Source organism: Palleronia sediminis (assembly GCF_004358695.1).
Taxonomy (GTDB): domain Bacteria; phylum Pseudomonadota; class Alphaproteobacteria; order Rhodobacterales; family Rhodobacteraceae; genus Palleronia; species Palleronia sediminis.
This window is the reverse complement of sequence record NZ_SNAA01000001.1, coordinates 338,866-364,899: the sequence shown is the minus strand read 5'-3', so window position 1 is coordinate 364,899 and position 26,034 is coordinate 338,866. Positions and strand designations below refer to the sequence as shown.

The following is a 26,034-nucleotide window of genomic DNA, read 5'->3' as shown; positions in this document are numbered from 1 at the left end:
TAGGTGCTGCCGCGATCGAGACGAAAGAGGTCTGCCCATGCTGCGCCGCCTGTATCACGACCAGCCCGAGAGCTTTGCCTTTACCGAGGCCAACCGCGAATGGGCCGAGGCGCAGATCACCAAGTATCCCGAGGGGCGGCAGGCCAGCGCGGTCATCGCGCTTTTGTGGCGCGCGCAGGAGCAGGAGGGCTGGCTGACCCGGCCCGCCATGGAAGAGGTCGCGCGGATGCTGGGCATGGCCTATATCCGCGTGCTCGAGGTCGCGACCTTTTACTTCATGTTCCAGCTCCAGCCGGTTGGGCGCGTGGCGCATATCCAGGTTTGCGGGACGACTTCCTGCATGATCTGCGGCGCCGAGGATCTGATCTCGGTCTGCCGGCAGAAGATCGCGCCGCGCCCGCACGAGATCAGCGCGGACGGCAAGTTCTCGTGGGAAGAGGTCGAATGCCTCGGCGCCTGCGCCAACGCGCCGATGGCCCAGATCGGCAAGGATTACTACGAGGACCTGACGGCCGAGACGCTCGGGAAGCTGATCGACCGCATGGCGGCGGGCGAGGTGCCGGTGCCCGGCAGCCAGATCGGCCGCTTTGCCTCGGAGCCCGCGGCGGGGCTGACCTCGCTCGAGATGGAGCGGCATCACGAGGGCAATGCCAGCGTGAGGCTCGCCACCGAAATCGGCGATACGCTCAAGCGCATCGACGGCACCGAGGTGCCGCTGCGCGCGCCCTGGACGCCGGTCGCCGACAGCGCGGCGGCGGTGCCGCCCTCGATCAACGACGACCTGCTGCCGCCGCGTGGCGCGGTGGACAAGCCCACGCCAGGCGCGCAGCCCGGCCGGGGCAAGCCCGTGAGCCCCAAGGCGACCACGCGGCAGGAGACCGACGCCGACAACAAGGCCCGCCCCGACGAGGGCGAGGTGATGGGCGGCGACGCCACCATCGGCGAGGGGCAGGGCCGCACGCCCGGACATGCACCCGCGGGCGACACGGGCGATCACCAGGCGCCGGGCCGCGAGACCAGCAGCCATGACGGCGCGGGGCCCCTGTCGGGCGGGGATGACACCGAGGGCCGCGCCGCGGGCCAGCCCGCCCGCGCGGGCGACGATGCCGACCCGGCCAACGAGGCCGCCGCCGCCATCCCCGAGGGCGAGGAGCGGCGACCCGAGACGCTCGAAGCCCCGCGCGAGGGCGGGGCCGACGATCTCAAGCGGGTGCGCGGAATCGGCCCCAGGCTCGAAGAGGCGTTGAACGCCATGGGCATCTATCACCTCGACCAGATCGCAAGCTGGCAGGCGGCGGAGCTGGCCTGGGTCGACCGCAACATCGAGGGCTTTCGCGGCCGCGCGATCCGCGACGACTGGGTCGGGCAGGCCAAGGTATTGTTGCGCGGCGAGGAATAGCCCCGCGATAATCGCCACGCGATTGCAGACAAACCCCCATCGGCGCGCTAGGTTCGGGCGTAACGGGGGCGTGATGCCCCCTGTCTGACAGTGCGGGGGGCATGTCGGCCCCCCCTTTCAACGGGAAGGGTCGTCATGTCGAAACAATCTCAGGGCTCCATTTTGATCGTCGCGGCTATCGCCGGCGGCATCGGTTTCGTCGCCTTCGTCGCGCTGATGGTTGTCGGCGGGTTCAGCTTTTCGCCGGCGGCCTTCCTCGCGATCGTTGTCGCGGCGGCGGCGATCGCCTTTCTGTTCATCGGCTTCCACGAGCGCAGCCCGCGCGAGCGTCCCGACCTGTCGCCCAAGGACGGCAAGCTGGGCGACCGCACGGTTCCGGCCGGCACCGCCGGTGTGACGCCCGGCTCGGCCGGGGTGACGGGCGGCGCGGTCGGCGTGCCGATGGGGGCCGCTGGCGGCACGATGGCCGTGGCCCGTGGCGGCGCCGACGGCACGGGCGATCACGCGGGCACGGCCGGCCGCCCCGAGACCGGCGGGATGCCGACGGTGGGGCAGAAGGCGGATACGACCGAGCCCGAGACCGGCGCCTCGGCCCGGCCCGACGAGACGGGGCAGGGCGTGGGCGCGACCTATTCACGCGAGGGTGAGGGCGGCAGCGGCGCGCCGGTCAAGGATCACGGCGCGGCGCCGGGCCAGACCGAGGACGCGGCCCGCGCCAAGGAAGGCGACGACGACAGGTCGGGCGGGTCGGCCACGGGCGGCTCGGCCACGGGCGGGTCGGACACCGCGCGGGGCGGCGGCTCGGACACGCAGCCGGGCGGGATCGCCCATGGCAGCGACCTGCCCGGCGGCACGGCCGGCGCGGTGGGCGCGGGCTCGAGCGGATCGGGGTCGGGCGGCGGGACCGCCCACGGCGATGCCGGGGAGGACACCGCCTCGGGCGGGGCGCTGGCGGGGCGCAACTCGGACGCGGCGCGGGGCGGCGCGGCCGGGATCGCGGGCAATGCCGAGATCGCGGGCGGCACCGTGGTCGGCGGCTCGGCCGCCGATGCCGCCACGGATGCGGGGGCCGTCGCGACCGGCCCCGCGCCCGACACCGCCCCCGCGACGACGGCGGGCACGAACGGCGCGCCCGATCCGACGGTCGGCAAGCGGCCGCCGCTGCGCGACGCGCCGCGCGAGGGCGGTGCCGACGATCTCAAGCGGATCAAGGGCGTGGGCCCCAAGCTCGAGGATGTGCTGCACGGGCTCGGCGTCTATCACTACGACCAGATCGCGGCCTGGTCCGATGACGAGCTCGACTGGATCGACGAGCATCTCGAGGGGTTCCGCGGCCGTGCCTGGCGCGACGACTGGATCGCGCAGGCCGGTCGGCTCGCCCGTGGCGAGGATGCCGGCGACGCGTCCCAGGCCGATCGCGGCGACGCCGAATGAGCCCAGCCGCGAATGAGCGCGGGGCGGTGCCGCCGCCCCGCAGAGACGCCCGCGCCCCGGCATGAGCCGCGACGACAGGCAGCTTGCGCGCGCCCGCCGGGCGCGTAACGTGGGCGTCGTCATGGCGATCACGATGATCGCGTGGTTCGGCGCGCAACTGGTCGGCGGCGCGCTGGGATTGCCGCCGCGCGCGGTCTTCGTGGTGGACCTCGCGGCGCTGGCCGCGTTCGTCTGGGCGCTTGTCGCGACATTTCGCATCTGGCAAAGCGGCCGCGAAGACGACAGATAGTGCGCTACAGCCGAACCGAACCTGCCGAGGGGCCGACCATGCTGGACGACAAGGACCGCATATTCACCAATCTCTACGGGATGGGCGACCGCTCGCTCGCGGGGGCCAAGTCGCGCGGACATTGGGACGGGACGGGCGACCTCATCAAGAAGGGGCGCGACTGGATCGTCCAGGAGGTCAAGGATTCGGGCCTGCGCGGCCGTGGCGGCGCGGGATTTCCGACCGGGCTGAAATGGTCCTTCATGCCCAAGGAGTCGGACGGCCGGCCGTCCTACCTCGTCGTCAATGCCGACGAATCCGAGCCGGGCACCTGCAAGGATCGCGAGATCATGCGCCACGATCCGCATACGCTGATCGAGGGCTGCCTGATCGCGTCCTTCGCGATGAACGCCCATGCCGCCTATATCTACATCCGCGGCGAGTATATCCGCGAGCGCGAGGCGCTTCAGGCGGCCATCGACGAGGCCTATGACGACGGGCTGCTCGGCCGCAACGCCGCCGGGTCGGGGTGGGATTTCGACATCTACCTCACCCATGGCGCGGGCGCCTATATCTGCGGCGAGGAAACCGCCCTGCTCGAAAGCCTCGAGGGCAAGAAGGGCATGCCGCGGATGAAACCGCCGTTTCCCGCCGGCGCGGGGCTTTACGGCTGCCCGACCACGGTGAACAACGTCGAATCCATCGCGGTGGTGCCGACCATCCTGCGGCGGGGCGGGTCGTGGTTCGCGGGCTTTGGCCGCGACAAGAACGCGGGCACCAAGGTTTTCGCGATCTCGGGCCACGTCAACAATCCCTGCGTCGTCGAGGAGGCCATGTCGATCAGCTTCGAAGAGCTGATCGAGCGCCATTGCGGCGGCATCCGCGGCGGCTGGGACAACCTCAAGGCGGTGATTCCCGGCGGCTCATCGGTGCCCTGCCTGCCCGGTTCGGTGATGAAGGACGCGATCATGGATTTCGACTGGCTGCGCGAGCAGAAGTCGGGCCTTGGCACCGCGGCGGTGATCGTGATGGACAAGAACACCGATATTATCAAGGCGATCTGGCGGCTTGCGGCGTTCTACAAGCACGAAAGCTGCGGCCAGTGCACGCCCTGCCGCGAAGGCACCGGCTGGATGATGCGGGTGATGGAACGGCTCGTGCGCGGCGATGCCCACCCCGAAGAGATCGACATGCTGCTCGACGTGACCAAGCAGGTCGAGGGGCACACGATCTGCGCGCTGGGCGACGCGGCGGCCTGGCCGATCCAGGGGCTGATCCGGCATTTCCGCGACGAGATCGAGGATCGCATCAGGCACAAGCGCCCGTCCATGGCGGCCGAGTGACGGGCGGCGCCTTTCCCCAGCCGCCCGGCACGCATCTGGCACAGCTTAACGTGGGCGTGCTGGCCGCCGATACCGACGATCCGCGCGTCGCCCCCTTCATGGATGCGCTGGACCGCGTCAACGGCATGGGCAAGCGGATGCCGGGATTCGTCTGGATGATGGAGGGGTCGGGCGAGCCCGGTACCGGCAACACCGAGGCCAAGATTGACGGCGATTTGCGGGCGATCTCGAACCTGACGGTCTGGACGGATGTCGCCGCGCTCGAGCGGTTCGTCTGGGACACGGTGCATCGCCAGTTCTACACCCGCCGGGCCGAGTGGTTCACCGCGCTGGCCGAGCAGCACCTCGTGCTGTGGTACGTGCCGCAGGGCCATCGCCCGACGCTGGGCGAGGCGTTGGAGCGGCTGGACCTGCTGCGCCGCCTCGGCCCCACCGCCGAAGCCTTCGACTGGGCGGGCGCGGATGCGCGGCGCACCGCGGCCGAGCGGTGCGCGCCTGCCCTGGGCGCCTGAACCCGCAAGCCGCCGGGTTTTGCAGCGAAATCCCCCGGTTAAGCGGTCACACGGGGTTTGCCGGGGCCGGGTCGATCCGCTATAGCCGGACCGGGGACGCGGGGTTCCGGCGGTGTGGAGGGTGCAGTGCGCGCGGGCAGACTGGCAATCATGGCGATGGCGGGGGCGGTGACGGCCTCTTGCGGCAGCCTTCCCTCGATCCCCTATCCGGGCAGCGACCGCCTGCTGCGCATGGTTCCCGAACGGCAGCTGCCCTTTGCCGCCGAGATCGCGGCGGATCGCGCGCAGCCCGAGTTCCAGGTTCTCGTCGATGCGCGCGGGGCGGGCCTGCCCCAACTGCGCGAAAGCGTCCGCCACCCCGCGACCATGCATTGCATCCGCTATTTCGGCACCTCGGATATCGACTGGACCACGGTTGGCGGCCCCGACGACTGGAGCGTCGGTCAGGCGCCGGACGGGCGGCTGGTGTTCTCGGGACGCTGCACGGGGCGGTGAGTGAGCGGCCGCTCACCTCTTGGTGACGCTCTTTGCCCTGCGCCGCCTTGCCCCGAGGGGGCGGGCGCGACATATTCCCCCCGAGCGGGCCGCGTTTCCTGCGCCCGCGACCGGAGTTCTGACAATGCCGCGAAGCTCGATCCTTGCCGCCCTTCTTGCCCTGATGCCGACGCTTGGCGGGGCCGCGCTGGCGCAACATGCGCTGGTCAACGACCCGACCGTGCGGCAGGGGTTCTATGCCATCGGGCTGGCCGACGAGATCCGCAAGAACTGCCCGCAGATCTCGCCGCGGCTCGTGCGGGCCTATACCTTTCTCAAGTCGCTCGAAAGCTACGCACTCGAGGCGGGCTACAGCCAGGCCGAGATCAAGCAGCTGACCGATAACGATGCGGCCGAGGACGCGCTGCGCGCCGAGATCCGCGCCGACCTGGCGGCGCGCGGGGCGACGGCGGGCAACACCTCGGGGTTCTGCGCCGTGGGGCGCGAGGAAATGGCGCGCGGGACGCAGGCCGGCCGCCTGCTCAAGGCCAATTGATGCGCGGGGTCCTGATCCTCGCCGCGCTCGTGCTGGCCGGTTGCGCGTCGAACACGGTGCCGCCGATCCCGCCCGGCGGGCCGGTGCCCGACGGCCACCATCCGGGCTACATGCCCGATTTCAAGCCGGAACAGGCCATCATCGCGGCCGTTCCGGGCCAGAGGCTGACGGTTTACGTGGGCGAGAACATCGCCCCCTACGAGCCCGCGCTGCGGCGCGCGGTCGAGGTCACGTCGGCCTATTGCGCGCGCGAGACCGGCTATGCGGGCGCGCATCTCGACACGATCCGCCGCTATTCCGAGGCGGATCTGGCCTATTATGCCTTCGCGGGCCGCTGCGAACGCTGGTAGGCGCGGGGCCTCGGGGTCCGCGACAAAACGAACGGATTTCCGAAGAAGCGGTTTTCGCGGCCCGTCGATCGGTCTAGACGGGGCGCGATCTCAGACGAGCTACGGAGTGGCGCAATGGGCGATCTGCGTAAAATCATCATCGACGGGCACGAGGTCGAGGTCGATCCGGCCATGACGCTGATCCAGGCCTGCGAAGTGGCCGGGATCGAGATCCCGCGGTTCTGCTATCACGAACGGCTCAGCATCGCGGGCAACTGCCGCATGTGCCTCGTCGAGGTGGTGGGCGGCCCGCCCAAGCCCGCCGCGTCCTGCGCCATGCAGGTGCGCGACCTGCGCCCCGGCCCCGACAACGCGCCGCCGCAGGTGCGGACCAACTCGCCCATGGTGAAAAAGGCCCGCGAAGGCGTGATGGAGTTCCTGCTCATCAACCACCCGCTCGACTGTCCGATCTGCGACCAGGGCGGGGAGTGCGACCTTCAGGACCAGGCGATGGCCTACGGCGTCGATTTCTCGCGCTATCGCGAACCCAAGCGCGCGGTCGAGAATCTCGACCTCGGGCCGCTGGTGGGCACGCATATGACGCGCTGCATCTCGTGCACGCGCTGCGTGCGCTTCATCACCGAGGTCGCGGGCGCGCCCGAGCTTGGCCAGACCGGGCGCGGCGAGGATGCCGAGATCACGTCCTACCTGGGCGAGACGCTCGATTCCGAGCTGCAGGGCAATATCGTGGATCTGTGCCCGGTGGGCGCGCTGACCTCCAAGCCCTATGCGTTCACCGCCCGCCCGTGGGAGCTGACCAAGACCGAATCGATCGACGTTATGGATGCGCTCGGCTCGAACATCCGGGTCGACACCAAGGGGCGCGAAGTCATGCGCATCCTGCCGCGCAACAATGACGGCGTGAACGAGGAATGGCTGTCGGACCGCTCGCGCTATGTCTGGGACGGGCTGCGGCGCCAGCGGCTCGACCGGCCCTACCTGCGCGAAAACGGAAAGCTGCGCCCCGCCACATGGCCCGAGGCGCTCGCGGCCGCGGCCGAGGCGATCAAGGGCCGGAAGGTCGCGGGATTGGTCGGCGACCTCGCCCCGACCGAGGCGATCTTTGCGCTCAAGGCCCTGATCGAGGGGCAGGGCGGCCGGGTGGAGTGCCGCACCGATGGCGCCAAACTCCCGGCGGGCAATCGCGGCGGCTATGCCGGCACCGCCCGGATCGAGGATATAGATTTCGCCCGGCTCGTCGTGCTGGTGGGCGTCAATCCGCGCCGCGACGCGCCGGTTCTGAACGCGCGCATCCGCAAGGCGTGGCTGCGCGGCGGCGATGTGGTCGTCGTCGGCGCGGCCGAGAACCTGAGCTATGACTATGCCCATGCGGGCGACAGCCCGGCCGAACTGACGCGGCTGGCCGATGCCGGGGTCAGCGACGAGCTGCGCGAGGCGTCCTCGATCGTGATCGTGGGTCAGGAGGCGCTGCGCCGCGACGACGGCGCGGCCATCCTCGCCGAGGCGCATCGCTATGCCGAGGCGACCGGATCGGGCGTGCTGATCCTGCACAACGCGGCAAGCCGCGTGGGCGCGATGGATGTGGGCGCGGTCTGCGACGGCGGCATGGCGGCCGCGTTGGCCGGTGCCGAGACGGTGTTCTCGCTGGGGATGGACGAGGTCGAGATCCCCGCCGGCCCGACGGTGATCTACCAGGGCAGCCATGGCGACCGGGGGGCGCACCGCGCCGACATCATCCTGCCCGCCGCCTGCTACACCGAGGAAAACGGTCTTTTCGTCAACACCGAGGGGCGACCGCAGATCGCGCTGCGCGCCAGTTTCGCGCCCGGCGAGGCCAAGGAGAACTGGGCGATCCTGCGCGCGCTTTCGGCCGAGATCGGGGCGGTCCTGCCCTACGATTCGCTGCCCGCGCTGCGCCGCGCCATGGTCGCGGCGCATCCCGTTCTGGGGGCCGTGGACGATGTGCCCGAAAACGAGCTTCACCCGCTCGAGCCGGGCGAGATCGCCGATACGCCGCTCAAGGCGTCGTCGACATCGCATTATCTGGCCAACCCGATCCTGCGGGCCAGTGCGCTGATGGGCGAGCTGGCGCAGCGCGCGCGCGACCGCGCGGCGCCGCAACTGGCCGCGGAATAGGCGATTGCGGGGGGGGTGGGTCCTGGCGCTGGCGCTCGTCTCGGGCGGCTGCACGGCCGCGCCGCCCCCGCCCGACCCGGTGGCCGAGGCGGCGCGGATGGGCCTGCCCCCTCAGGGGGCGCGCTGGCTCGGGGCGCAGACCCGGCTGCTCGACGACGATCTCGTGAATTTCCTCGTCGAGATGCGCGGCGCGCGCGGCCCGGCCGATGTCGAGGCCTATGCCGAATGCGTCGCGGCGCAATATACGCTGATCCGGGGGTTCGGTTTCGCCCGGCTCGTGCGCACGAATGTCAACGAGGAGGGTGGCGTTTGGCGAGGAGATGCGGTTTACACCGTGTCGCCCGCGCTGCCCCCCGGCGCACGCACGATCGACGCCGAGGTGGTGGTCGCGCGCTGCGGCGAAGACGGTATTCCGACGGTCTGAGAATGGTTGAGGTGGATCGCTGATGTCAGGCTTTTTCGAGACATCCCTTGGAACCGGGGTGATCCTCGTCGCGCAGGCGCTCTTGATCGTCGCCTTCGTGATGATTTCGCTGCTGTTCCTGGTCTATGGCGACCGCAAGATCTGGGCCGCCGTTCAGATGCGGCGCGGCCCCAACGTGGTGGGCTTCTACGGGCTGCTGCAATCGGTGGCCGACGCGCTGAAATACGTGCTGAAAGAGGTGGTCGTGCCCGCGGGCGCCGACCGCGCGGTGTTCTTCCTCGCCCCTCTGTTGAGCTTCGTGCTCGCGATGCTGGCCTGGTCGGTGATTCCGTTCAACGACACCTGGGTTCTGGCCGATATCAACGTGGCCATCCTGTTCGTCTTCGCGATCTCGAGCCTCGAGGTCTATGGCGTCATCATGGGCGGCTGGGCCTCGAACTCGAAATACCCGTTCCTGGGCAGCCTGCGTTCGGCCGCGCAGATGATCTCCTACGAGGTGTCGCTGGGGCTCATCATCATCGGCGTCGTCATCACGACCGGGTCGCTCAACTTCGGCGATATCGTGCGGGCGCAGGACGGGGATTTCGGCCTGTTCAACTGGTACTGGCTGCCGCATCTGCCGATGGTGTTCCTGTTCTTCATCTCGTGCCTGGCCGAGACGAACCGCCCGCCCTTCGACCTGCCCGAGGCCGAGTCGGAACTCGTCGCGGGCTACCAGGTCGAATACAGTTCGACCCCGTTCCTTCTGTTCATGGCGGGCGAATATATCGCGATCTTCCTGCTTTGCGCCGTCATCAGCCTGCTGTTCTTCGGCGGCTGGCTGAGCCCGGTGCCGTTCCTGCCCGACGGGGCGTTCTGGATGGTGCTCAAGATGGCGTTCTTCTTCTTCCTCTTCGCGATGGTTAAGGCGGTCGTGCCGCGCTACCGCTACGACCAGCTCATGCGGCTGGGCTGGAAGGTGTTCCTGCCCTTCTCGCTGATCTGGGTGGTGCTGGTGTCGTTTGCCGCGCATTTCGAACTCTTCGGCGGGGCCTATGCCCGCTGGGCCGTAGGAGGCTGACAATGGCGACGATAGATTATGTGCGCATGGGGCGGTACTGGCTGCTGCTCGACATGTTCAACGGGCTGAGGCTGGGGCTCAAATATTTCTTCGCCCCCAAGGCGACGGTGAACTATCCGCATGAAAAGGGTCCGCTTTCCCCGCGGTTCCGGGGCGAGCACGTGTTGCGCCGCTATCCCAACGGCGAGGAACGCTGCATCGCGTGCAAGCTGTGCGAGGCCGTGTGCCCCGCTCAGGCCATCACCATCGACGCCGAGCCGCGCGCCGACGGCTCGCGCCGCACGACGCGCTACGACATCGACATGACCAAGTGCATCTATTGCGGTCTCTGCCAGGAGGCCTGCCCGGTCGATGCCGTGGTGCAGGGCCCCAATTTCGAATTCGCCACCGAGACCCGCGAGGAGCTGTTCTACGACAAGGCCAAGCTGCTCGAGAACGGCGACCGCTGGGAAGTCGAGATCGCCCGCAACCTCGAAATCGATGCGCCCTATCGCTGAGGATGACATGACCGCTGCCACCGACGGCATCGCGCGGCCCGCTCGCCGCCGGCCAGACCCTGCGAAGGACCACGCGAAATGATCGTTCCCGTCGTCGCCTTCTGGATGTTCGCGATCCTCGTCATCATGGCGGGGCTCATGACCGTGATCGCCCGCAACCCGGTCCATTCGGTGCTGTGGCTCATCCTCGCGTTCCTCAGTTCGTCCGGCCTGTTCGTGCTGGTCGGGGCGGAATTCGTCGCGATGCTGCTCATCATCGTCTATGTGGGCGCGGTCGCGGTGCTGTTCCTGTTCGTCGTGATGATGCTCGACGTGGATTTCGCGGCGCTCAAAGCCGAGATGTCGAAATACCTGCCCATCGCGCTGCTGATCGGCGTCGTGATCCTGATGCAGCTCGGCATCGCCTTCGGCGTATGGCAGGCCTCGGATCTCGCGCCCGACAATATCGCCGCCGCGACGCCTGCCGCCGGGATCTCGAATACCGAGGCCATCGGCCTGCTCGTCTACGAGCGTTACTTCCTGCTGTTCCAGCTTGCCGGGCTGATCCTTCTGGTGGCGATGATCGGGGCGATCGTGCTGACGCTGCGCCATCGCGGCGACGTCAAGCGGCAGAACGTCGTCGCCCAGATGATGCGCGACCCGAAAAAGTCGATGTCGATGCAGGATGTCAAACCCGGACAGGGGCTGTGAGCCGCGGCGCCTGGATCGCCGTTGCCATCGGGATAGCCACGGCCGTCGCCGTGGCGAACGGATACTTTAGCGGGCACTAGACCCGGAGGAACGAGAGTGATGATCGGTTTGGAACATTACCTGACGGTGGCGGCGATGCTGTTCGTCATCGGCATCTTCGGCCTTTTCCTGAACCGAAAGAACGTCATCATCATCCTGATGTCGATCGAGCTGATGCTGCTGGCGGTGAACATCAACTTCGTGGCGTTCTCGGCCTTTCTCGGCGACATGGTGGGACAGGTCTTTACCCTCTTCGTGCTGACGGTGGCGGCGGCCGAGGCGGCCATCGGGCTTGCCATCCTGGTCTGCTTCTTCCGCAACCGCGGCACCATCGCCGTCGAAGACGTCAACGTGATGAAGGGCTGAACGTATGACCACGATCATCCTCTTCGCGCCCTTGCTGGGCGCGCTGATCTGCGGGTTCGGCTGGCGTCTGATGGGCGAGAAGGCCGGCCAATGGACGGCCACGGGCCTCTTGTTCCTGGCGGCGCTGCTGAGCTGGATCGTCTTTTTCTCGTTCGACGGCGAGGCCGAGCGGGTGCAGGTGCTGCGCTGGATCGAGAGCGGGACGCTGTCGACGGACTGGGCCATCCGGCTCGACCGGCTGACGGCGATCATGCTGATCGTCATCACCACGGTCTCGGCGCTCGTGCATCTCTATTCCTTCGGCTACATGGCCCATGACGAGAATTTCCGCGAGAACGAGCCCTATCGCGCCCGGTTCTTCGCCTACCTGTCGTTCTTCACCTTCGCGATGCTGATGCTGGTGACGGCCGACAACCTCGTGCAGATGTTCTTTGGCTGGGAGGGGGTTGGCCTCGCCTCATACCTCCTGATCGGGTTCTATTTCCGCAAGCCCTCGGCCAATGCCGCCGCGATCAAGGCCTTCGTGGTCAACCGGGTGGGCGATTTCGGCTTTTTGCTGGGCATCCTCGCGCTTTACCTGCTGGTCGACTCGGTCCAGTTCGACACGATCTTTGCCGCCGGGCCGCAGCTCGCCGAGACGCAGCTCACCTTCCTGTGGCGCGACTGGACGGCGGTCGAGGTCGTCGCGGTGCTCCTCTTCATCGGGGCGATGGGCAAATCGGCGCAGCTTTTCCTGCACACCTGGCTGCCCGACGCGATGGAGGGGCCGACCCCCGTCTCGGCGCTGATCCATGCCGCGACCATGGTCACGGCGGGCGTGTTCCTCGTCTGCCGCATGTCGCCGATAATGGAATACGCGCCGAACGCGATGATGTTCGTCACCGTCATCGGCGCCTCGACCGCGTTCTTTGCCGCGACCGTGGGCCTGGTGCAGACCGACATCAAGCGCGTCATCGCCTATTCGACCTGTTCGCAGCTTGGCTACATGTTCGTCGCGGCCGGGGTGGGCGTCTATTCGGTGGCCATGTTCCACCTGTTCACGCATGCCTTCTTCAAGGCGATGCTGTTTCTCGGCGCGGGCTCGGTCATCCACGGGATGCATCACGAGCAGGACATGCGGAACTACGGGGGCCTGCGCAAGAAGCTGCCCTACACGTTCTGGGCCATGATGATCGGCACGCTGGCCATCACCGGCGTCGGCATCCCGCTGACCCATATCGGTTTCGCGGGGTTCCTGTCCAAGGACGCCGTGATCGAAAGCGCCTGGGGCGCGCAGTCGGGCGTGGGCAACTATGCCTTCTGGTTGCTGGTGCTGGCCGCGGCGATGACCAGTTTCTACAGCTGGCGGCTGATGTTCCTGACCTTCTACGGCAAGCCGCGCGGCGATCGACACACCCACGAGCACGCGCATGAAAGCCCCATGGTCATGCTGGCGCCGCTGGGCGTGCTGGCGCTGGGGGCGGTGTTCTCGGGGATGGTCTGGTACGGCTCGTTCTTCGGCGATCATGCGCAGGTGAACCGGTTCTTCGGGATCCCCGCCCATGCCGAGGCGGCGGCGGCCGACGATCACGGCGCGGAAAGCGGCGGGGCCGGCGACGATATCGGCGAGGGGCTGGGCCAGGCGCTCGAGGAAGTGGCTGAGGGCGACGCGGCCGCCGCGCTCGAGGACATCACCGAGCCGACCGCCGACGGGCATGGCGGCGAGGGCACCCATGCCGAGGTCATGGCCGGCGGCTGGGAGGCGGGCGCAATCTACATGGCCCCCGACAATCACGTCATGGACGAGGCGCACCATGCCCCGGCGTGGGTCAAGGCCAGCCCGTTCTTTGCCATGCTGATCGGGTTCGTCCTGGCGTGGCTGATGTATATCCGCCGCCCCGACACCCCGGCCAAGTTCGCCGCCGCCGCGCGCCCCGCCTACCTGTTCCTGCTGAACAAGTGGTATTTCGACGAGATCTACGACTTCGTCTTCGTGCGCCCGGCCAACTGGGTGGCGCGCACGCTGTGGAAACGCGGTGACGGCACGATCATCGACGGGGCGATCAACGGGATCGCGCTGGGGATCGTGCCGTTCTTCACGCGGCTCGCCGGCCGCGCCCAGAGCGGATACCTGTTCCACTACGCTTTCGCGATGGTGCTGGGGATCGCGATCCTCATCACCTGGATGACGCTGGCCGGAGGGGCCAACTGACCATGAACAGCCTTCTTTCCATCGTCTGCTTCATCCCGATGCTGGCGGCCATCATCCTCGCGCTTTTCCTGCGCGGCGATGACGAGGCCAGCCGCCAGAACGCGCGCTGGCTGGCCCTGATCGCGACCACGGCGAGCTTCCTTCTGTCGCTTCTGATCCTTGCCGGGTTCGAGCCCGGCGGTGGGTTCCAGTTCGTCGAAGAGCGCGAGTGGATCGGCGGGCTGACCTACAAGATGGGCGTGGACGGCATCAGCGTGCTTTTCGTCATGCTCACAACGTTCCTGATGCCGCTGGTCATCCTCTCGACCTGGGAGGTGCAGGTCCGCGTCAAGGAATACATGATCGCCTTCCTGCTGCTCGAAACGCTCATGCTGGGCGTATTCATGGCGCTCGACCTGATCCTGTTCTACCTCTTCTTCGAGGGCGGCCTGATCCCGATGTTCCTCATCATCGGGATCTGGGGCGGCAAGGACCGCATCTATGCCGCGTTCAAGTTCTTCCTCTACACCTTCCTCGGCTCGGTGCTGATGCTGGTCGCCATGCTGGCGATGTATGGCGATGCGGGCACGACCGATATCGTGGCGCTGCTCGATCATACCTTCGACTTCGGCACGATCGAGGTGCTGGGCATCCAGATCGTGGGCGGGTTGCAGACGCTTCTCTGGCTGGCCTTCTTTGCCAGTTTCGCGGTCAAGATGCCGATGTGGCCGGTCCATACCTGGCTGCCCGACGCGCATGTTCAGGCGCCGACCGCGGGTTCGGTCGTGCTGGCCGCGATCCTGCTCAAGCTCGGGGGCTACGGCTTTCTGCGTTTCAGCCTGCCGATGTTCCCGGTCGCGTCCGAGCTGCTCGCGCCCTTCGTGCTGTGGATCAGCGCCATCGCCATCGTCTATGCCTCGCTCGTGGCGCTGGCCCAGACCGACATGAAAAAGCTCGTCGCCTATTCGTCGGTCGCCCATATGGGCTATGTCACCGCCGGGATCTTTGCGGCGAACCAGCAGGGGCTCGACGGGGCGATCTTTCAGATGATCAGCCACGGCTTCATCTCGGGGGCGCTGTTTCTGTGCGTGGGCGTCATCTACGACCGGATGCATACCCGCGAGATCGACGCCTATGGCGGGCTCGTGAACCGGATGCCGCAATACGCGCTGATCTTCATGCTGTTCACCATGGCCAATGTCGGCCTGCCCGGCACCAGCGGGTTCGTGGGCGAGTTCCTGACGCTGATGGGCATGTTCCAGGCCAATACCTGGGTCGCCGCCGTGGCCACCACGGGCGTCATTCTCTCGGCCTCCTACGGGCTGTGGCTCTATCGCCGGGTGGTGATGGGCGATCTCATCAAGGAAAGCCTGCGCTCGATCACGGACCTCACGGCGCGCGAGCGCTGGATATTCGCACCGCTGGTGGCGATGACGATCCTGCTCGGCGTCTATCCCGCCCCCGTTCTCGACCGGATCGGCCCCGCCGTGGCCGAGCTTCTGCAAGACCGCAACCTCGCGCTCGACGCGGCGGGCCTGACCGGCCCGGCCGAAGTCGCGCAGGCCAATTAAGGAGCCGCGGTTATGACTTCCGCCGATTTCTCCACGATCCTGCCCGAGATGCTGCTGGCCATATTCGCCATGCTGGCGCTGGTGGTCTGCGTCTATGGCGGCAAGGATCGCTGGGCGAGCCCGCTGGTCTGGATCACCGCCGCCGTCTTTGCCGTCACGGCCTTCTGGGTGGGGCTGAAATCGGGCGGGGGGATCGCCTTTGGCGGGATCTTCGTCGACGATGCCTTTGCCCGCTTTGCCAAGGTCACGATCCTGCTCTCGGCGGCCGTCGTCCTGGTGATGAGCGAAAGCTACATGGAGCGGCGCGGCATCCTGCGTTTCGAATACCCAGTGCTGGTGACGCTGAGCGTGGTCGGCATGATGGTCATGGTATCGGCCGGGGATCTCATGACGCTCTACATGGGGCTCGAGCTCCAGTCTCTCGCGCTCTATGTCGTCGCGTCGCTGCGGCGCGAGAGCATCAAGTCGACCGAGGCGGGGCTCAAGTATTTCGTGCTGGGCGCCCTGTCCTCGGGGCTGCTGCTCTACGGTGCCTCGCTGACATACGGCTTTGCCGGGACGACGCTGTTCACCGGCATCATTGCCGCCGTGGGCGAGGGGCAGGCGCCGCTGGGGCTGCTGTTCGGCCTCGTCTTCATCGCGTCGGGGCTGGCCTTCAAGGTGTCGGCCGCGCCCTTCCACATGTGGACGCCCGACGTCTACGAGGGCGCGCCCACCCCGGTCACGGCCTTCCTCGCCACCGCGCCCAAGGTCGCGGCCATGGGCCTGCTGGCGCGGGTGCTGCACGATGCCTTCGGCGGCGTCACCGGGGACTGGCAGCAGATCGTCGCGGCGCTGTCGGTGGCCTCGATGTTCCTCGGCGCCGTGGCGGCGATCGGGCAGAAGGACATCAAGCGCCTGATGGCCTATTCCTCGATCAACCATATCGGCTTTGCGCTGATGGGCCTCGCCGCGGGCGGCGTCTATGGCGTGCAGGCGATGCTCATCTACATGGCGATCTATGTCGTGATGAATGTCGGCACTTTCGCCTTCATCCTGGGGATGGAGAAGGACGGCAAACCCGTGACGCGGATCGACTCGCTCAACCTTTATGCGCGGCGCGACCCGCTGCGGGCGCTGGCGATGCTGGTGCTCATGTTCTCGATGGCGGGGGTTCCGCCGCTGGTCGGGTTCTTCGGCAAGTTCTACGTTTTGTCGGCGGCCATCGAGGCGGGGCTGGGGTGGCTGGCGGTGCTTGGCGTGATCGCCTCGGCCATCGCGGCCTATTACTACCTGCGGATCATCTACCTGATGTATTTCGGGTCCGAGTCCGAGGCGCTGGACGCGGGCGGCCCGCCGGTCCTGTGGGGCGTGCTGATGGGATCGGCGCTGATCATGGTGGTGGGGATCGTCAACCTTTTCGGCATCGACGGGGTCGCAGCGGCCGCGGCGGCCACCCTTGTCAACTGATCCCGCACCGCATTGGCCCGAAGGCTATGACCTGATCGCGCTGGAAAGCTGCGACAGCACCAATGCCGAAGGGCTGCGGCGCGTCCCCGAACTGGTCCGTCCGACCTGGATCTTCAGCCGCGCGCAGACGGGGGCGCGCGGCCGGCAGGGCCGCCCATGGGCCATGCCGCCGGGCAGCTTTGCCGCGACGCTGATGATGCGCCCCACGGGCACGGCGGGCTGGGCGGCGCTGCGCAGCTTCATGGCGGCGAACGCGTTGTTCGAGACGCTGACCCACTACGTCGCGCGGGGGCGGCTGTCGCTGAAATGGCCCAATGACGTGCTGCTCGACGGCGGCAAGCTGGCCGGTATCCTGCTCGAGACGCGGGGGGGCGCGGGGGGCGTCGATTGGCTGGCCATCGGCATCGGCGTCAATCTCGGCACGGCGCCCGAGATGCGCGACGCGGCCTTTTCGCCCGTGGCGCTCGATCCCGCGCCGGACCCGCGCGCCGTGCTCGACCGGCTGGCGGGCTATTACGCGACGCAGGAATCCATCCTCGAACGGCTGGGGTTCGAGCCCATCCGCGAGAAATGGCTGCGCCATGCCGCGCGGCTGGGTGAAATCGTCACCGCCCGCACGCCCCGCGGCGAGATAACGGGCCGTTTCGTCACGCTGGACGAGGGCGGGCGGCTGGTGCTCGACACTGCCCATGGCGAACGGCGCATCGCCGCGGCCGATATCCATTTCCCGACGGGCTGAGCGGGGTATGCCATGCTGCTGACCATCGACGTGGGCAACACGAACACCGTTTTCGGCATCTGGGACGGAGAGCGGTTCCTGGCAACCTGGCGCACCGCGACCGAGGTGCAGCGGACCGCGGATCAATATTACGTGTGGCTCAGCACGCTGATGGCGCTGCAAAAGATCGACGTGACCATCGACGCGGTCATCGTCTCGTCGACGGTGCCGCGCGTCGTGTTCAATCTTCGGGTGCTGTGCAACCGCTATTACGATTGCCGGCCGCTGGTCGTGGGCAAACCCGATTGCGCGCTGCCGGTCGATGTGCGGGTCGATCCGGGCACGCAGGTGGGCCCCGACCGGCTTGTAAACACGGTGGCCGGGTACGACCTGCACGGTGGCGATATCATCGTCGTCGATTTCGGAACGGCGACGACATTCGACGTGGTGGCTGCCGACGGGGCCTATATCGGGGGGGTGATCGCGCCGGGGGTGAACCTGTCGCTGGCCGCGCTGCACGAGGCTGCGGCGGCACTGCCCCTTGTCGACGTGACCATGCCGCCCCAAGTCATAGGACGCAACACGGTGGACTGCATGCAGTCCGGCGTATTCTGGGGATATATCGGCCTCGTGAGCGGCATCGTCGCGCGCATCCGCGCAGAGCGCGAGCGCCCCATGAAGGTCATCGGAACCGGCGGGCTGGCGCCTCTTTTCCAGCAGGGGGACGCGTTGTTCGACGTGTTCGAAGACAATCTGACGATGCACGGGCTGACCGTGATCCATCGCCACAATATGGAACTGGAAACAAATTGAGCGAAGAACGACTGATCTACCTGCCCCTCGGCGGGGCGGGTGAAATCGGCATGAACTGCTATGTCTACGGCTACGGCCGTCCGGGGGCCGAACGCCTCATCGTCGTCGACATGGGCGTGACCTTTCCCGACATGGACACGACGCCCGGCGTCGACCTGATCTTTCCCGACATCGCCTGGCTCGAAGAGCGCAAGGACCGCGTCGACGGGATCTTCATCACCCACGCGCATGAGGATCACGTCGGCGCCGTGGGCCACCTCTTCGGCAAGCTCGATTGCGCGGTCTATGCGCGCAGCTTTACCGCGCATCACGCGCGCCGCAAGATGGACGAGCACGGGCACAACCCCGACAAGGTGCAGACGCGCGGCGCCTGGCCCGAAACGATCACCGTGGGGCCGTTCACCGTCGGCTTCCTGCCCGTGAGCCACTCGATCCCCGAAAGCTCGGCCCTGGTCATCGACACCGCCGCGGGCCGCGTCATCCACACGGGCGATTTCAAGATCGACTACCAGCCGGGGGTGGGCGAGGCGTTCGACCGCGATCTCTGGGCCTCGGTCGCCAGGGATGGCGTCAAGGCGCTGGTCTGCGACTCGACCAACGTGTTCAGCCATCACGAAGGGCGGTCCGAATCCTCGGTCGGTCCCGAGATCCGGCGCTTCGTGTCGGAACAGGACGGGATGGTGGTCGCGACGACATTCGCCTCGAATGTCAGCCGGGTGCGCACACTGGCACAGGCGGGCGTCGATGCGGGGCGGTCGGTCTGCCTGCTGGGCCGGGCCATGAGGCGCATGATCGAGGCGTCGGTCGAAACCGGCGTGCTGACCGATTTCCCCTCGACCATCACCCCCGAAGAGGCGCGCGACTTGCCCCGCGACAACGTCATGCTGATCGTGACGGGCAGCCAGGGCGAGCGGCGCGCGGCCTCGGCGCAGTTGAGCCGGGGCAAGTATCTCGGGCTCGAACTCAAGGACGGCGACACCTTCCTGTTCTCGTCCAAGACCATCCCCGGCAACGAGCGCGAGGTGATCCGCATCATGAACGCCCTGTCGGAAAAGGGCGTCGACGTGGCCGATGACGATAACGGGCGCTACCACGTCTCGGGCCATGCCAACCGGCCCGACCTGATCGCGATGCAGGACCTCGTGAACCCGCAGATCGTCGTGCCGATGCATGGCGAACATCGCCATCTGCGCGAACACGCCAAGCTGGCCGAATCGCGCGGGCGGCTCGGGGTTCTCGCGCCCAACGGCACCTGCATTTCGCTGTCGGGCAACAAGCCCGAGGTGGTCGAATATGTCGAGACGGGCCGCACCTATCTCGACGGCTCGGTGCAGATCGGCGCGATGGACGGGGTGGTGCGCGACCGTATCCGGCTGGCGCTGAACGGGGCGGTGATCGTCACGCTCATCATCGACGAGGACGACACGCCGCTGGGCGATCCCTGGGTCGAGCTGATGGGCCTGCCCGAAACCGGACGCTCGGGCGATCTGGTCGAAACGATGGAGGCCGACCTGGCCCAGTTCATGCAGCGCGCCGACGACCGGACGCTCCGCGACGACGACAAGCTCGACGAGGCGCTGCGCCGCATCGCGCGCCAGACCGCGGTGAACGAGATCGGCCGCAAGCCCGAGGTGCGGGTGGTGGTCAGCCGGCTGAGCTGACCGCCCGCCGCGGCCCGCGCGGGCGGATAAGCAAAACGCCCGGCCTTTCGGCCGGGCGTTGTCGTTCGGAGGGCGCGTCGGGCTGGTTCAGCCCGTCATCCGCTCTTCGAAGGATTTCTCGATGAAGGTCGGCATGTGGTCGCCCATGCCCACGACGGGCTTGCCGCGGCCGCGGTCGTCGCGTCGGGTGTCGTCGCGTCGGGTGTCGTCGCGCACGGGGGCCGTGGCCTGGCTGTCCTCGGCGGGCTTGCGGCTGCTGCGTCCGCCCCTGCCGCGGCTGCGCGGCTCGCGCTCGGTCGTCTCAACGCGGGGCGTGTCGTGATCGGCATCCACCGCCTCGACCTCGGGCGCGGCCTGCGGCGCCGGGGCCTCCGATGGCGCGGTCTCGGCGGTTGTCGCGGGCGCGGCCTCGTCGGTCGCCGGTTTGGCGCGGCTGCGCGTGCGGCGGGCGCGGGGCTTGGGCGCCTCGGCATCGGCCTCGGGGGCATCGGCGGCGGGCGCGGTGTCGGCGGACGGGACAGGGGTCTTGCCGGGCAGCGCCATGCGCGGGATCGTCTTTTCGAGCAGCGCCTCGACATCCTCGAGATTGCGCTCGTCCGCGGTCGAGCAGATCGTGATCGCCTTTCCGTCGCGCCCGGCGCGGCCGGTCCGGCCGATGCGGTGGACGTAATCCTCGGCATGGCTCGGCACGTCGAAGTTGAACACATGGCTGACGCTGGGCACGTCGAGCCCGCGCGCGGCCACGTCCGAGGCGACGAGGATCTTGAGATCGCCGGCCCGGAACTGGTCGAGCGTCGCCGTCCGCTGCGACTGGTCGAGATCGCCATGGATCGGCGCCGCGTCATAGCCGTGCTTTTTCAGGCTCTTGGAGACGGCATCCACGTCGATCTTGCGGTTGCAGAAGATGATGCCGTTGGTCAGCTTGTCGCCCTCTCCGTCGAGAACGGCCCGAAGCGCGGCGCGCTTTTCCGAGGCCGCGCGGTCGCGGCGCGACGGCTCGAAGGGCACGACGAACTGGTCGATGCTTTCCGAGGCCGTCGCCTGGCGCGCGACCTCGACCCGGTGGGGGTTCGACAGGAAGGTGTTGGTGATCCGCTCGATCTCGGCCGCCATGGTGGCCGAAAAGAACAGCGTCTGCCGGGTGAACGGCACGAGGCTGAAGATCCGCTCGATATCGGGGATGAACCCCATGTCGAGCATCCTGTCGGCCTCGTCCACGACCATGATCTTGACGTCGGTCAGCAGCAGCTTGCCGCGCTCGAAATGATCGAGCAGGCGGCCCGGCGTGGCGATCAGCACGTCGACGCCCTTGTCGATCAACTGGTCCTGTTCCTTGAACGAGACCCCGCCGATCAGCAGCGCCTTGGTCAGCTTGACGTGCTTGGCATAGGTGTCGAAATTGGCCGCCACCTGCGCGGCAAGCTCGCGCGTGGGGGCCAGCACCAGGCTGCGCGGCATCCGCGCCTTGGCGCGGCCGCGGGCCAGCAGGCTGATCATGGGCAGGGTGAAGGACGCGGTCTTGCCCGTCCCGGTCTGCGCGATGCCGAGGATGTCGCGCCCTTCGAGCGCGGCCGGGATCGCCTGGGCCTGGATGGGGGTGGGCGTCTCGTAGCCCGTTTCTTCGATTGCACGCAGGACCTTCGGTCCCAGCTTGAGGTCGCTGAATGTCGTCATGTACGTCCGTTGGATATGCGGCGGTGTTCCGCAAGATCGGGACGTCGTCCAGCGCCCCCGTTCGAGATCGCGCGCATCGCGACCCGGCCACTGTCTATCCGGGCCGGGCCGTTGCGTCAATCTTTGCCCCCGGACATGCCGCGAACGTGTCGCGGCGGGATCAGACCATCATTTCCTTGGTCGAGGACAACGCGATATCGGGCCAGTCGCGCCCGACGCGGTCGATATCCCATTGAAGGCGGGTGAGAAAAACGAGGTCGTCGTCATTGTCGAGCGCCATGTGCCCCTTGTTGGCCTCGGCAAAAGCCTCGACCTTGTCACGGGGGCCGTGGACCCATCGCGCCGAGGTGAATTGCGACGGCTCGAATCGCACCGGCAGGCCGTATTCAAGCTCGATCCGGCTGGCCAGCACCTCGAACTGGAGCGCGCCGACCACGCCCACGATGAACCCCGCGCCGAGCGTCGGCTTGAACACCTTGGCCGCGCCTTCCTCGGCGAATTGCATCAGCGCCTTGTCGAGATGCTTTGCCTTCATCGGGTCGCCCGCGCGGCAGTTCTGCAACAGCTCGGGCGCAAAGGACGGGATGCCCGTGACGCGCAGCGCCTCGCCCTCGGTCAGGGTGTCGCCGATGCGCAACTGCCCGTGATTGGGAATGCCGATGATGTCGCCGGCCCAGGCCTCTTCGGCGAGTTCGCGGTCCGAGGCGAGAAACAGCACCGGGTTCGTCACGGCCATCGGTTTCTTGCTGCGCACATGGGTCAGCTTCATCCCGCGGGTGAAATGCCCCGAGGCGAGCCGCAAGAAGGCCACCCGGTCGCGATGGCGCGGGTCCATGTTGGCCTGCACCTTGAAGACGAAGCCCGAAACCCGGCTTTCGTCGGGCGCGATCTGGCGCGGCTCGGCGGCGGTGGGCTGGGGCGGAGGGCCGTAGCGGCCGATCCCGTCCATGAGTTCCTTGACCCCGAAGGAATTGATGGCCGAGCCGAACCAGATCGGCGTCATCGTTCCGTCGAGCAGCGCCTGCGCATCGAAGGCGGGCAGCAGCTCGCGCGCCATCTCGACCTCTTCGCGCAGCGTCGCGAGCTGGGCGGGGGGGATGTGATCGGCCATGCGGGGGTCGTCGAGCCCCTTGAGCCTGACGGTCTCGGCCACGCGGTTGCGGTCGGCGCGGTCCATGAGCTCGAGCCGGTCGTTCAGGATGTCGTAGCAGCCGAGGAAGTCGCGCCCCATGCCGATGGGCCAGGACGCCGGCGTCACGTCGATGGCGAGGTTTTCCTGGATCTCGTCGATGATGTCGAAGGTATCGCGGCTTTCGCGGTCCATCTTGTTGCAGAAGGTCAGGATGGGCAGGTCGCGCAGGCGGCAGACCTCGAAAAGCTTGCGGGTCTGGCTTTCGACGCCCTTGGCCCCGTCGATCACCATCACCGCCGCATCGACCGCGGTCAGGGTGCGGTAGGTGTCTTCGGAGAAATCCGAGTGGCCGGGCGTATCGACCAGGTTGAACCGCAGCGCCTCGCCCGATTCCGCGTGGAAATCGAAGGACATGGCCGAAGCCGAGACCGAGATGCCGCGATCCTTTTCCATCTGCATGAAATCCGAGCGCGTGCGCCGCGCCTCGCCCTTGGCGCGGACCTGTCCCGCCATCTGGATCGCGCCGCCGAAAAGCAGGAACTTTTCGGTCAGGGTCGTCTTGCCGGCATCCGGGTGCGAGATGATGGCGAAGGTCCGGCGCCGCGCGATCTCGGGCGGCAGGGCGGGGGCGTTGTGCGAACGGTCTGACATGGGGCGGCATATACGGGCGCCGCGCCGGGCGCGCAATCTGGCCCCGCGCGCGGTCGGGGTTGACCGGGGCGCGACGGATCGGACAAGGTGAGTCGAACAGAGGGGGAACGCAAATGATGTCACGCGATGAGATCGCCGCCGAGCTGATCGCCGGCTGCCACGAGGGGCGGACGCGCGAGAATATCGACCGCCTTTATGCCACGGATGCCGTCAGCGTCGAGGCCATGGATATGGGGCAGGGTCGCGAGACGCGGGGCCGCGACGCCATAAAGGGCAAGCACGATTGGTGGGACGGCGCGATGGAGACGCTGTCGCAACGCATCGACGGCCCCTATCCGCACGGGCCGGACCGCTTTGCGCTGGTGTTCCATGTCGAGGCGCGGAACAAATCGGGCGGCGATGTCATCCGCAGCGAAGAGGTCGCCGTCTATCACCTGGCTGACGGCGCCATCGTGCGGGAAGAGTTTTTCTATCGCCCCGACTGATGCGCTTGCCGCCGGGGGCGCGCCATCCGGGTATTTGGAAAGAGAAGAAACAGGCCGCCGCTCAACCGACCGAGGCGCGGCGCAGGATGTCGGCGGCGGTGCGCGCGTCGATCATCCCCTCGGAGAGCTCGATCGCGCGGGCGCCGGGGTCGGAGCGTCCGAGCGTGTCGGCGAGGTGGCGCGGCAGGGTCGGGCGGGTGTGGTGATCGACCATGAGCGTCTCGGCCGCGATGCCCTCGGCATAGATGATTTCGTGCCGGTCGAAGAGAAGCTGGTAGTAATCGACGAACCCCCCTTCGGTCCGGGTGACGGTGTCGCCGTTCAGAAGGTACTTGGCCTTGATCAGCACCTCGGCCCGGCCCGCGCCCAGCCGGTCGCGGCGTTGATAGACGAAAAGGCGGTGATTGGGGCTGACCACGAGGTCGCCCGCGTTGTTGAGCGCACCCGCCGCGATGCGGATCGGCGAGAACGCCCCCAGCGCGCGCACCGTCTGCTGCCCGATCCAGCGGATTTCCTGCACGCCGTGGTCGCGGGTCAGGACGCGGTCGCCGACGGCGAGATCCTCGATCGGGACCTGCGTTCCGCGCGCCGTGGTTATGTGCGTGCCGCGCGTGAACGACACGCTGGCCGTCTCGGCAAAACGCATCCGCGCGCGCCGGCGGTCGATGGCGACGAGCGCGTAATCGACCCGCGCCGCCATCTCGGCCAGCGGAAAGACATGCACCGCGGCGATGGTGGCGCCCTCGGGCGCGATCTCGACCAGCACCATCACCTCGAGCGTGGTGCCGTCGGGCGACATGAAGGTGCAGCAGCAATCGATATGAAGGGGCGCGCCGGGCCGCCCCGTATCGGTGTCCTGCGCCACCTCGAGATGGGTGCGGCCGGGCAGGGCCAGGACCGACAGCCGCGTGCGCGCGGCGCCGGGCCCGAGCTGGTACACGTCGCCCGGCAGCAGATCGTCGGCCACGCCCAGCGGATCGCCCAGGTTGGCGCCATCGACGGCGACGAAATCCTGCGCGGGATAGACCGGCAGGCTCTGGGCGGGTGTGGGACCGGGCGGGGCGGGGGCAGTCATCTGGCGGCTCGTTGCGGGGCGGTAGAGGGCGGTATCGTGCGCGGCGCGCGGCGGCGGCCGCACCCGCCGGTGTGTCGCGAGGCAAGGCGGGGCGCGAAACGGGCGTGCGGCATCGTCGCGATCCTATGCGGGTTGGGCGATCCGGGCAATCGTCGCGCGTCAAGATGGCGAGAGCGCGGAGCCGCGATGGCCGCATCGGGGCCATCGCGTGACGGGGCGGTGCAAAGGCCGCTTTCGTGGGCGGCGCGCCGATGCTAGGCAAGCCGAAACGACGGGGATGACGCATGGATCTGGGACTGAAGGGCAAGCGGGCGCTGGTGACGGCCTCGTCCAGGGGGCTCGGGCTGGGATGCGCCGCGGCGCTGGCCGAGGCGGGGTGCGACCTGGTGATGAACGCGCGCGGGGCCGAGGCGCTCGAGGCCGCGGCGGACGACCTGCGCGCGCGTTTCGGGGTCGAGATCACAGCCGTTGCCGCCGATATCACGACCGGGGACGGCCGGGCCGAGGTGTTGGCGGCCGCGGGATCGCCCGATATCCTCGTCACCAATGCGGGCGGCCCCCCGCCCGGCATGTGGAGCGACTGGGACCGCGACGATTTCATCGCCGCGCTCGACGCCAACATGCTGACCCCCATCGCGCTGATGAAGGCCTGCCTGCCCGCCATGATCGAGCGCGGCTGGGGGCGGGTGGTCAACATCACCTCGCAATCGGTGAAATCGCCCATCGCCGTGCTGGGCCTGTCCAACTCGGCCCGCGCGGGGCTGACGGGCTATGTCGCGGGCACGGCGCGGCAGGTCGCGCCCCATGGCGTCACGATCAACAACCTGTTGCCGGGCATCCACGACACCGACCGGGCGACATCGCTCGACCGCGGGGTGAGCGAGGCCAGGGGCATCGGCCTCGACGCGGCGCGGGCCGAGCGCGAGGCGACGATTCCCGCCCGCCGCTACGGCACCGCGCAAGAGTTCGGCGCCGCCTGCGCCTTTCTGTGCTCGACCCATGCGGGGTTCATCGTCGGTCAGAACCTGCTGGTCGATGGCGGCGCGGTGAACCTCACGCTTTGAGCCTTTGGCTTGAAGACCGGGCG

At 68.0% G+C, this 26,034-nt stretch carries 25 protein-coding genes; 22 read left to right on the top strand and 3 right to left on the bottom strand.

Annotated features, from left to right (window positions below):
• Nucleotides 1-37: 37 nt before the first annotated feature.
• From E2L08_RS01920 to E2L08_RS01825, 20 genes are all read left to right on the top strand, one after another.
• Nucleotides 38-1,399: an NADH-quinone oxidoreductase subunit E gene (locus E2L08_RS01920; protein WP_133395345.1), complete on the top strand. Its 1,362-nt coding sequence runs from the start codon at nucleotides 38-40 to the stop codon at nucleotides 1,397-1,399.
• Nucleotides 1,400-1,534: 135 nt separating this feature from the next.
• Nucleotides 1,535-2,833: a helix-hairpin-helix domain-containing protein gene (locus tag E2L08_RS01915; protein ID WP_133395344.1), complete on the top strand. Its 1,299-nt coding sequence runs from the start codon at nucleotides 1,535-1,537 to the stop codon at nucleotides 2,831-2,833.
• Nucleotides 2,834-2,894: 61 nt separating this feature from the next.
• A complete protein-coding gene (locus E2L08_RS01910) occupies nucleotides 2,895-3,122 on the top strand; it encodes a DUF5337 domain-containing protein (protein ID WP_133395343.1) in 228 nt (75 codons plus the stop codon).
• Nucleotides 3,123-3,160: 38 nt separating this feature from the next.
• Entirely contained in the window at nucleotides 3,161-4,444 is a 1,284-nt protein-coding gene (gene nuoF, locus E2L08_RS01905; RefSeq protein WP_133395342.1) for an NADH-quinone oxidoreductase subunit NuoF, read from the top strand.
• Complete coding sequence (locus E2L08_RS01900) at nucleotides 4,441-4,956, top strand: DUF3291 domain-containing protein (RefSeq protein WP_133395341.1); 516 nt, start codon at nucleotides 4,441-4,443, stop codon at nucleotides 4,954-4,956. The genes nuoF and E2L08_RS01900 overlap by 4 nt, the downstream gene beginning before the upstream one ends.
• Before the next feature lie 126 nt (nucleotides 4,957-5,082).
• Nucleotides 5,083-5,451, top strand: a complete 369-nt coding sequence (locus E2L08_RS01895) for a hypothetical protein (RefSeq protein WP_133395340.1) — start codon at nucleotides 5,083-5,085, stop codon at nucleotides 5,449-5,451.
• A gap of 124 nt (nucleotides 5,452-5,575) precedes the next feature.
• A complete protein-coding gene (locus E2L08_RS01890) occupies nucleotides 5,576-5,986 on the top strand; it encodes a DUF5333 domain-containing protein (RefSeq protein ID WP_133395339.1) in 411 nt (136 codons plus the stop codon).
• On the top strand, nucleotides 5,986-6,336 hold the full coding sequence (locus tag E2L08_RS01885; RefSeq protein ID WP_133395338.1) for a hypothetical protein: 351 nt from the start codon (nucleotides 5,986-5,988) through the stop codon (nucleotides 6,334-6,336). The genes E2L08_RS01890 and E2L08_RS01885 overlap by 1 nt, the downstream gene beginning before the upstream one ends.
• 114 nt (nucleotides 6,337-6,450) lie before the next feature.
• Entirely contained in the window at nucleotides 6,451-8,472 is a 2,022-nt protein-coding gene (gene nuoG / locus E2L08_RS01880) for an NADH-quinone oxidoreductase subunit NuoG (protein ID WP_133395337.1), read from the top strand.
• A gap of 79 nt (nucleotides 8,473-8,551) precedes the next feature.
• A complete protein-coding gene (locus E2L08_RS01875) occupies nucleotides 8,552-8,896 on the top strand; it encodes a YNQ4 family lipoprotein (RefSeq protein WP_502243735.1) in 345 nt (114 codons plus the stop codon).
• A 22-nt stretch (nucleotides 8,897-8,918) separates the two neighbouring features.
• Nucleotides 8,919-9,956, top strand: a complete 1,038-nt coding sequence (gene nuoH / locus E2L08_RS01870; protein ID WP_133395336.1) for an NADH-quinone oxidoreductase subunit NuoH — start codon at nucleotides 8,919-8,921, stop codon at nucleotides 9,954-9,956.
• A gap of 2 nt (nucleotides 9,957-9,958) precedes the next feature.
• Nucleotides 9,959-10,453: an NADH-quinone oxidoreductase subunit NuoI gene (gene nuoI, locus E2L08_RS01865; protein WP_133395335.1), complete on the top strand. Its 495-nt coding sequence runs from the start codon at nucleotides 9,959-9,961 to the stop codon at nucleotides 10,451-10,453.
• A 78-nt stretch (nucleotides 10,454-10,531) separates the two neighbouring features.
• Entirely contained in the window at nucleotides 10,532-11,143 is a 612-nt protein-coding gene (locus E2L08_RS01860; RefSeq protein WP_133395334.1) for an NADH-quinone oxidoreductase subunit J, read from the top strand.
• A 99-nt stretch (nucleotides 11,144-11,242) separates the two neighbouring features.
• Nucleotides 11,243-11,548: an NADH-quinone oxidoreductase subunit NuoK gene (gene nuoK / locus E2L08_RS01855; RefSeq protein WP_133395333.1), complete on the top strand. Its 306-nt coding sequence runs from the start codon at nucleotides 11,243-11,245 to the stop codon at nucleotides 11,546-11,548.
• A 4-nt stretch (nucleotides 11,549-11,552) separates the two neighbouring features.
• A complete protein-coding gene (nuoL, locus tag E2L08_RS01850) occupies nucleotides 11,553-13,739 on the top strand; it encodes an NADH-quinone oxidoreductase subunit L (RefSeq protein WP_133395332.1) in 2,187 nt (728 codons plus the stop codon).
• Between the two features lie 2 nt (nucleotides 13,740-13,741).
• Nucleotides 13,742-15,289 (top strand): NADH-quinone oxidoreductase subunit M, encoded by a 1,548-nt coding sequence (locus E2L08_RS01845; protein WP_133395331.1) that lies wholly within the window; start codon nucleotides 13,742-13,744, stop codon nucleotides 15,287-15,289.
• Between the two features lie 12 nt (nucleotides 15,290-15,301).
• Nucleotides 15,302-16,738 (top strand): NADH-quinone oxidoreductase subunit NuoN, encoded by a 1,437-nt coding sequence (nuoN, locus tag E2L08_RS01840; RefSeq protein WP_133395330.1) that lies wholly within the window; start codon nucleotides 15,302-15,304, stop codon nucleotides 16,736-16,738.
• A complete protein-coding gene (locus E2L08_RS01835) occupies nucleotides 16,728-17,477 on the top strand; it encodes a biotin--[acetyl-CoA-carboxylase] ligase (protein WP_133395329.1) in 750 nt (249 codons plus the stop codon). The genes nuoN and E2L08_RS01835 overlap by 11 nt, the downstream gene beginning before the upstream one ends.
• Before the next feature lie 12 nt (nucleotides 17,478-17,489).
• Entirely contained in the window at nucleotides 17,490-18,269 is a 780-nt protein-coding gene (locus E2L08_RS01830) for a type III pantothenate kinase (protein ID WP_133395328.1), read from the top strand.
• Complete coding sequence (locus tag E2L08_RS01825; protein ID WP_133395327.1) at nucleotides 18,266-19,930, top strand: ribonuclease J; 1,665 nt, start codon at nucleotides 18,266-18,268, stop codon at nucleotides 19,928-19,930. Before E2L08_RS01830 ends, E2L08_RS01825 begins: the two co-directional genes overlap by 4 nt.
• A gap of 87 nt (nucleotides 19,931-20,017) precedes the next feature.
• Here E2L08_RS01825 and E2L08_RS01820 read toward each other — a convergent pair whose 3' ends face one another.
• Both E2L08_RS01820 and E2L08_RS01815 read right to left on the bottom strand, forming a co-directional pair.
• A complete protein-coding gene (locus E2L08_RS01820) occupies nucleotides 20,018-21,604 on the bottom strand; it encodes a DEAD/DEAH box helicase (protein WP_133395326.1) in 1,587 nt (528 codons plus the stop codon).
• Nucleotides 21,605-21,764: 160 nt separating this feature from the next.
• Nucleotides 21,765-23,387 carry a peptide chain release factor 3 gene (locus E2L08_RS01815; protein ID WP_133395325.1) on the bottom strand — a complete coding sequence of 541 codons (1,623 nt, stop codon included), beginning with the start codon at nucleotides 23,385-23,387 and terminating at the stop codon, nucleotides 21,765-21,767.
• Between the two features lie 113 nt (nucleotides 23,388-23,500).
• On the opposite strand from E2L08_RS01815, the gene E2L08_RS01810 reads away from it, so the two are divergent.
• Complete coding sequence (locus E2L08_RS01810; protein ID WP_338069515.1) at nucleotides 23,501-23,872, top strand: SnoaL-like domain-containing protein; 372 nt, start codon at nucleotides 23,501-23,503, stop codon at nucleotides 23,870-23,872.
• Nucleotides 23,873-23,933: 61 nt separating this feature from the next.
• Here E2L08_RS01810 and E2L08_RS01805 read toward each other — a convergent pair whose 3' ends face one another.
• Nucleotides 23,934-24,947, bottom strand: a complete 1,014-nt coding sequence (locus E2L08_RS01805; protein ID WP_133395324.1) for a Hint domain-containing protein — start codon at nucleotides 24,945-24,947, stop codon at nucleotides 23,934-23,936.
• Between the two features lie 284 nt (nucleotides 24,948-25,231).
• On the opposite strand from E2L08_RS01805, the gene E2L08_RS01800 reads away from it, so the two are divergent.
• Nucleotides 25,232-26,011 (top strand): SDR family oxidoreductase, encoded by a 780-nt coding sequence (locus E2L08_RS01800; RefSeq protein ID WP_133395323.1) that lies wholly within the window; start codon nucleotides 25,232-25,234, stop codon nucleotides 26,009-26,011.
• The last annotated feature ends 23 nt before the right edge of the window (nucleotides 26,012-26,034 follow it).

Coding starts and splice junctions, on each gene's coding strand:
- nuoH (WP_133395336.1), top strand. CDS start 8,919: ATGTCAGGCTTTTTCGAGACATCCCTTGGAACCGGGGTGATCCTCGTC.
- E2L08_RS01830 (WP_133395328.1), top strand. CDS start 17,490: ATGCTGCTGACCATCGACGTGGGCAACACGAACACCGTTTTCGGCATC.
- E2L08_RS01815 (WP_133395325.1), bottom strand. CDS start 23,387: ATGTCAGACCGTTCGCACAACGCCCCCGCCCTGCCGCCCGAGATCGCG.
- E2L08_RS01860 (WP_133395334.1), top strand. CDS start 10,532: ATGATCGTTCCCGTCGTCGCCTTCTGGATGTTCGCGATCCTCGTCATC.
- E2L08_RS01885 (WP_133395338.1), top strand. CDS start 5,986: ATGCGCGGGGTCCTGATCCTCGCCGCGCTCGTGCTGGCCGGTTGCGCG.
- nuoL (WP_133395332.1), top strand. CDS start 11,553: ATGACCACGATCATCCTCTTCGCGCCCTTGCTGGGCGCGCTGATCTGC.
- E2L08_RS01810 (WP_338069515.1), top strand. CDS start 23,501: ATGATGTCACGCGATGAGATCGCCGCCGAGCTGATCGCCGGCTGCCAC.
- E2L08_RS01805 (WP_133395324.1), bottom strand. CDS start 24,947: ATGACTGCCCCCGCCCCGCCCGGTCCCACACCCGCCCAGAGCCTGCCG.
- E2L08_RS01890 (WP_133395339.1), top strand. CDS start 5,576: ATGCCGCGAAGCTCGATCCTTGCCGCCCTTCTTGCCCTGATGCCGACG.
- E2L08_RS01800 (WP_133395323.1), top strand. CDS start 25,232: ATGGATCTGGGACTGAAGGGCAAGCGGGCGCTGGTGACGGCCTCGTCC.
- E2L08_RS01820 (WP_133395326.1), bottom strand. CDS start 21,604: ATGACGACATTCAGCGACCTCAAGCTGGGACCGAAGGTCCTGCGTGCA.
- E2L08_RS01845 (WP_133395331.1), top strand. CDS start 13,742: ATGAACAGCCTTCTTTCCATCGTCTGCTTCATCCCGATGCTGGCGGCC.
- nuoI (WP_133395335.1), top strand. CDS start 9,959: ATGGCGACGATAGATTATGTGCGCATGGGGCGGTACTGGCTGCTGCTC.
- nuoN (WP_133395330.1), top strand. CDS start 15,302: ATGACTTCCGCCGATTTCTCCACGATCCTGCCCGAGATGCTGCTGGCC.
- nuoK (WP_133395333.1), top strand. CDS start 11,243: ATGATCGGTTTGGAACATTACCTGACGGTGGCGGCGATGCTGTTCGTC.
- nuoG (WP_133395337.1), top strand. CDS start 6,451: ATGGGCGATCTGCGTAAAATCATCATCGACGGGCACGAGGTCGAGGTC.
- nuoF (WP_133395342.1), top strand. CDS start 3,161: ATGCTGGACGACAAGGACCGCATATTCACCAATCTCTACGGGATGGGC.
- E2L08_RS01920 (WP_133395345.1), top strand. CDS start 38: ATGCTGCGCCGCCTGTATCACGACCAGCCCGAGAGCTTTGCCTTTACC.
- E2L08_RS01915 (WP_133395344.1), top strand. CDS start 1,535: ATGTCGAAACAATCTCAGGGCTCCATTTTGATCGTCGCGGCTATCGCC.
- E2L08_RS01910 (WP_133395343.1), top strand. CDS start 2,895: ATGAGCCGCGACGACAGGCAGCTTGCGCGCGCCCGCCGGGCGCGTAAC.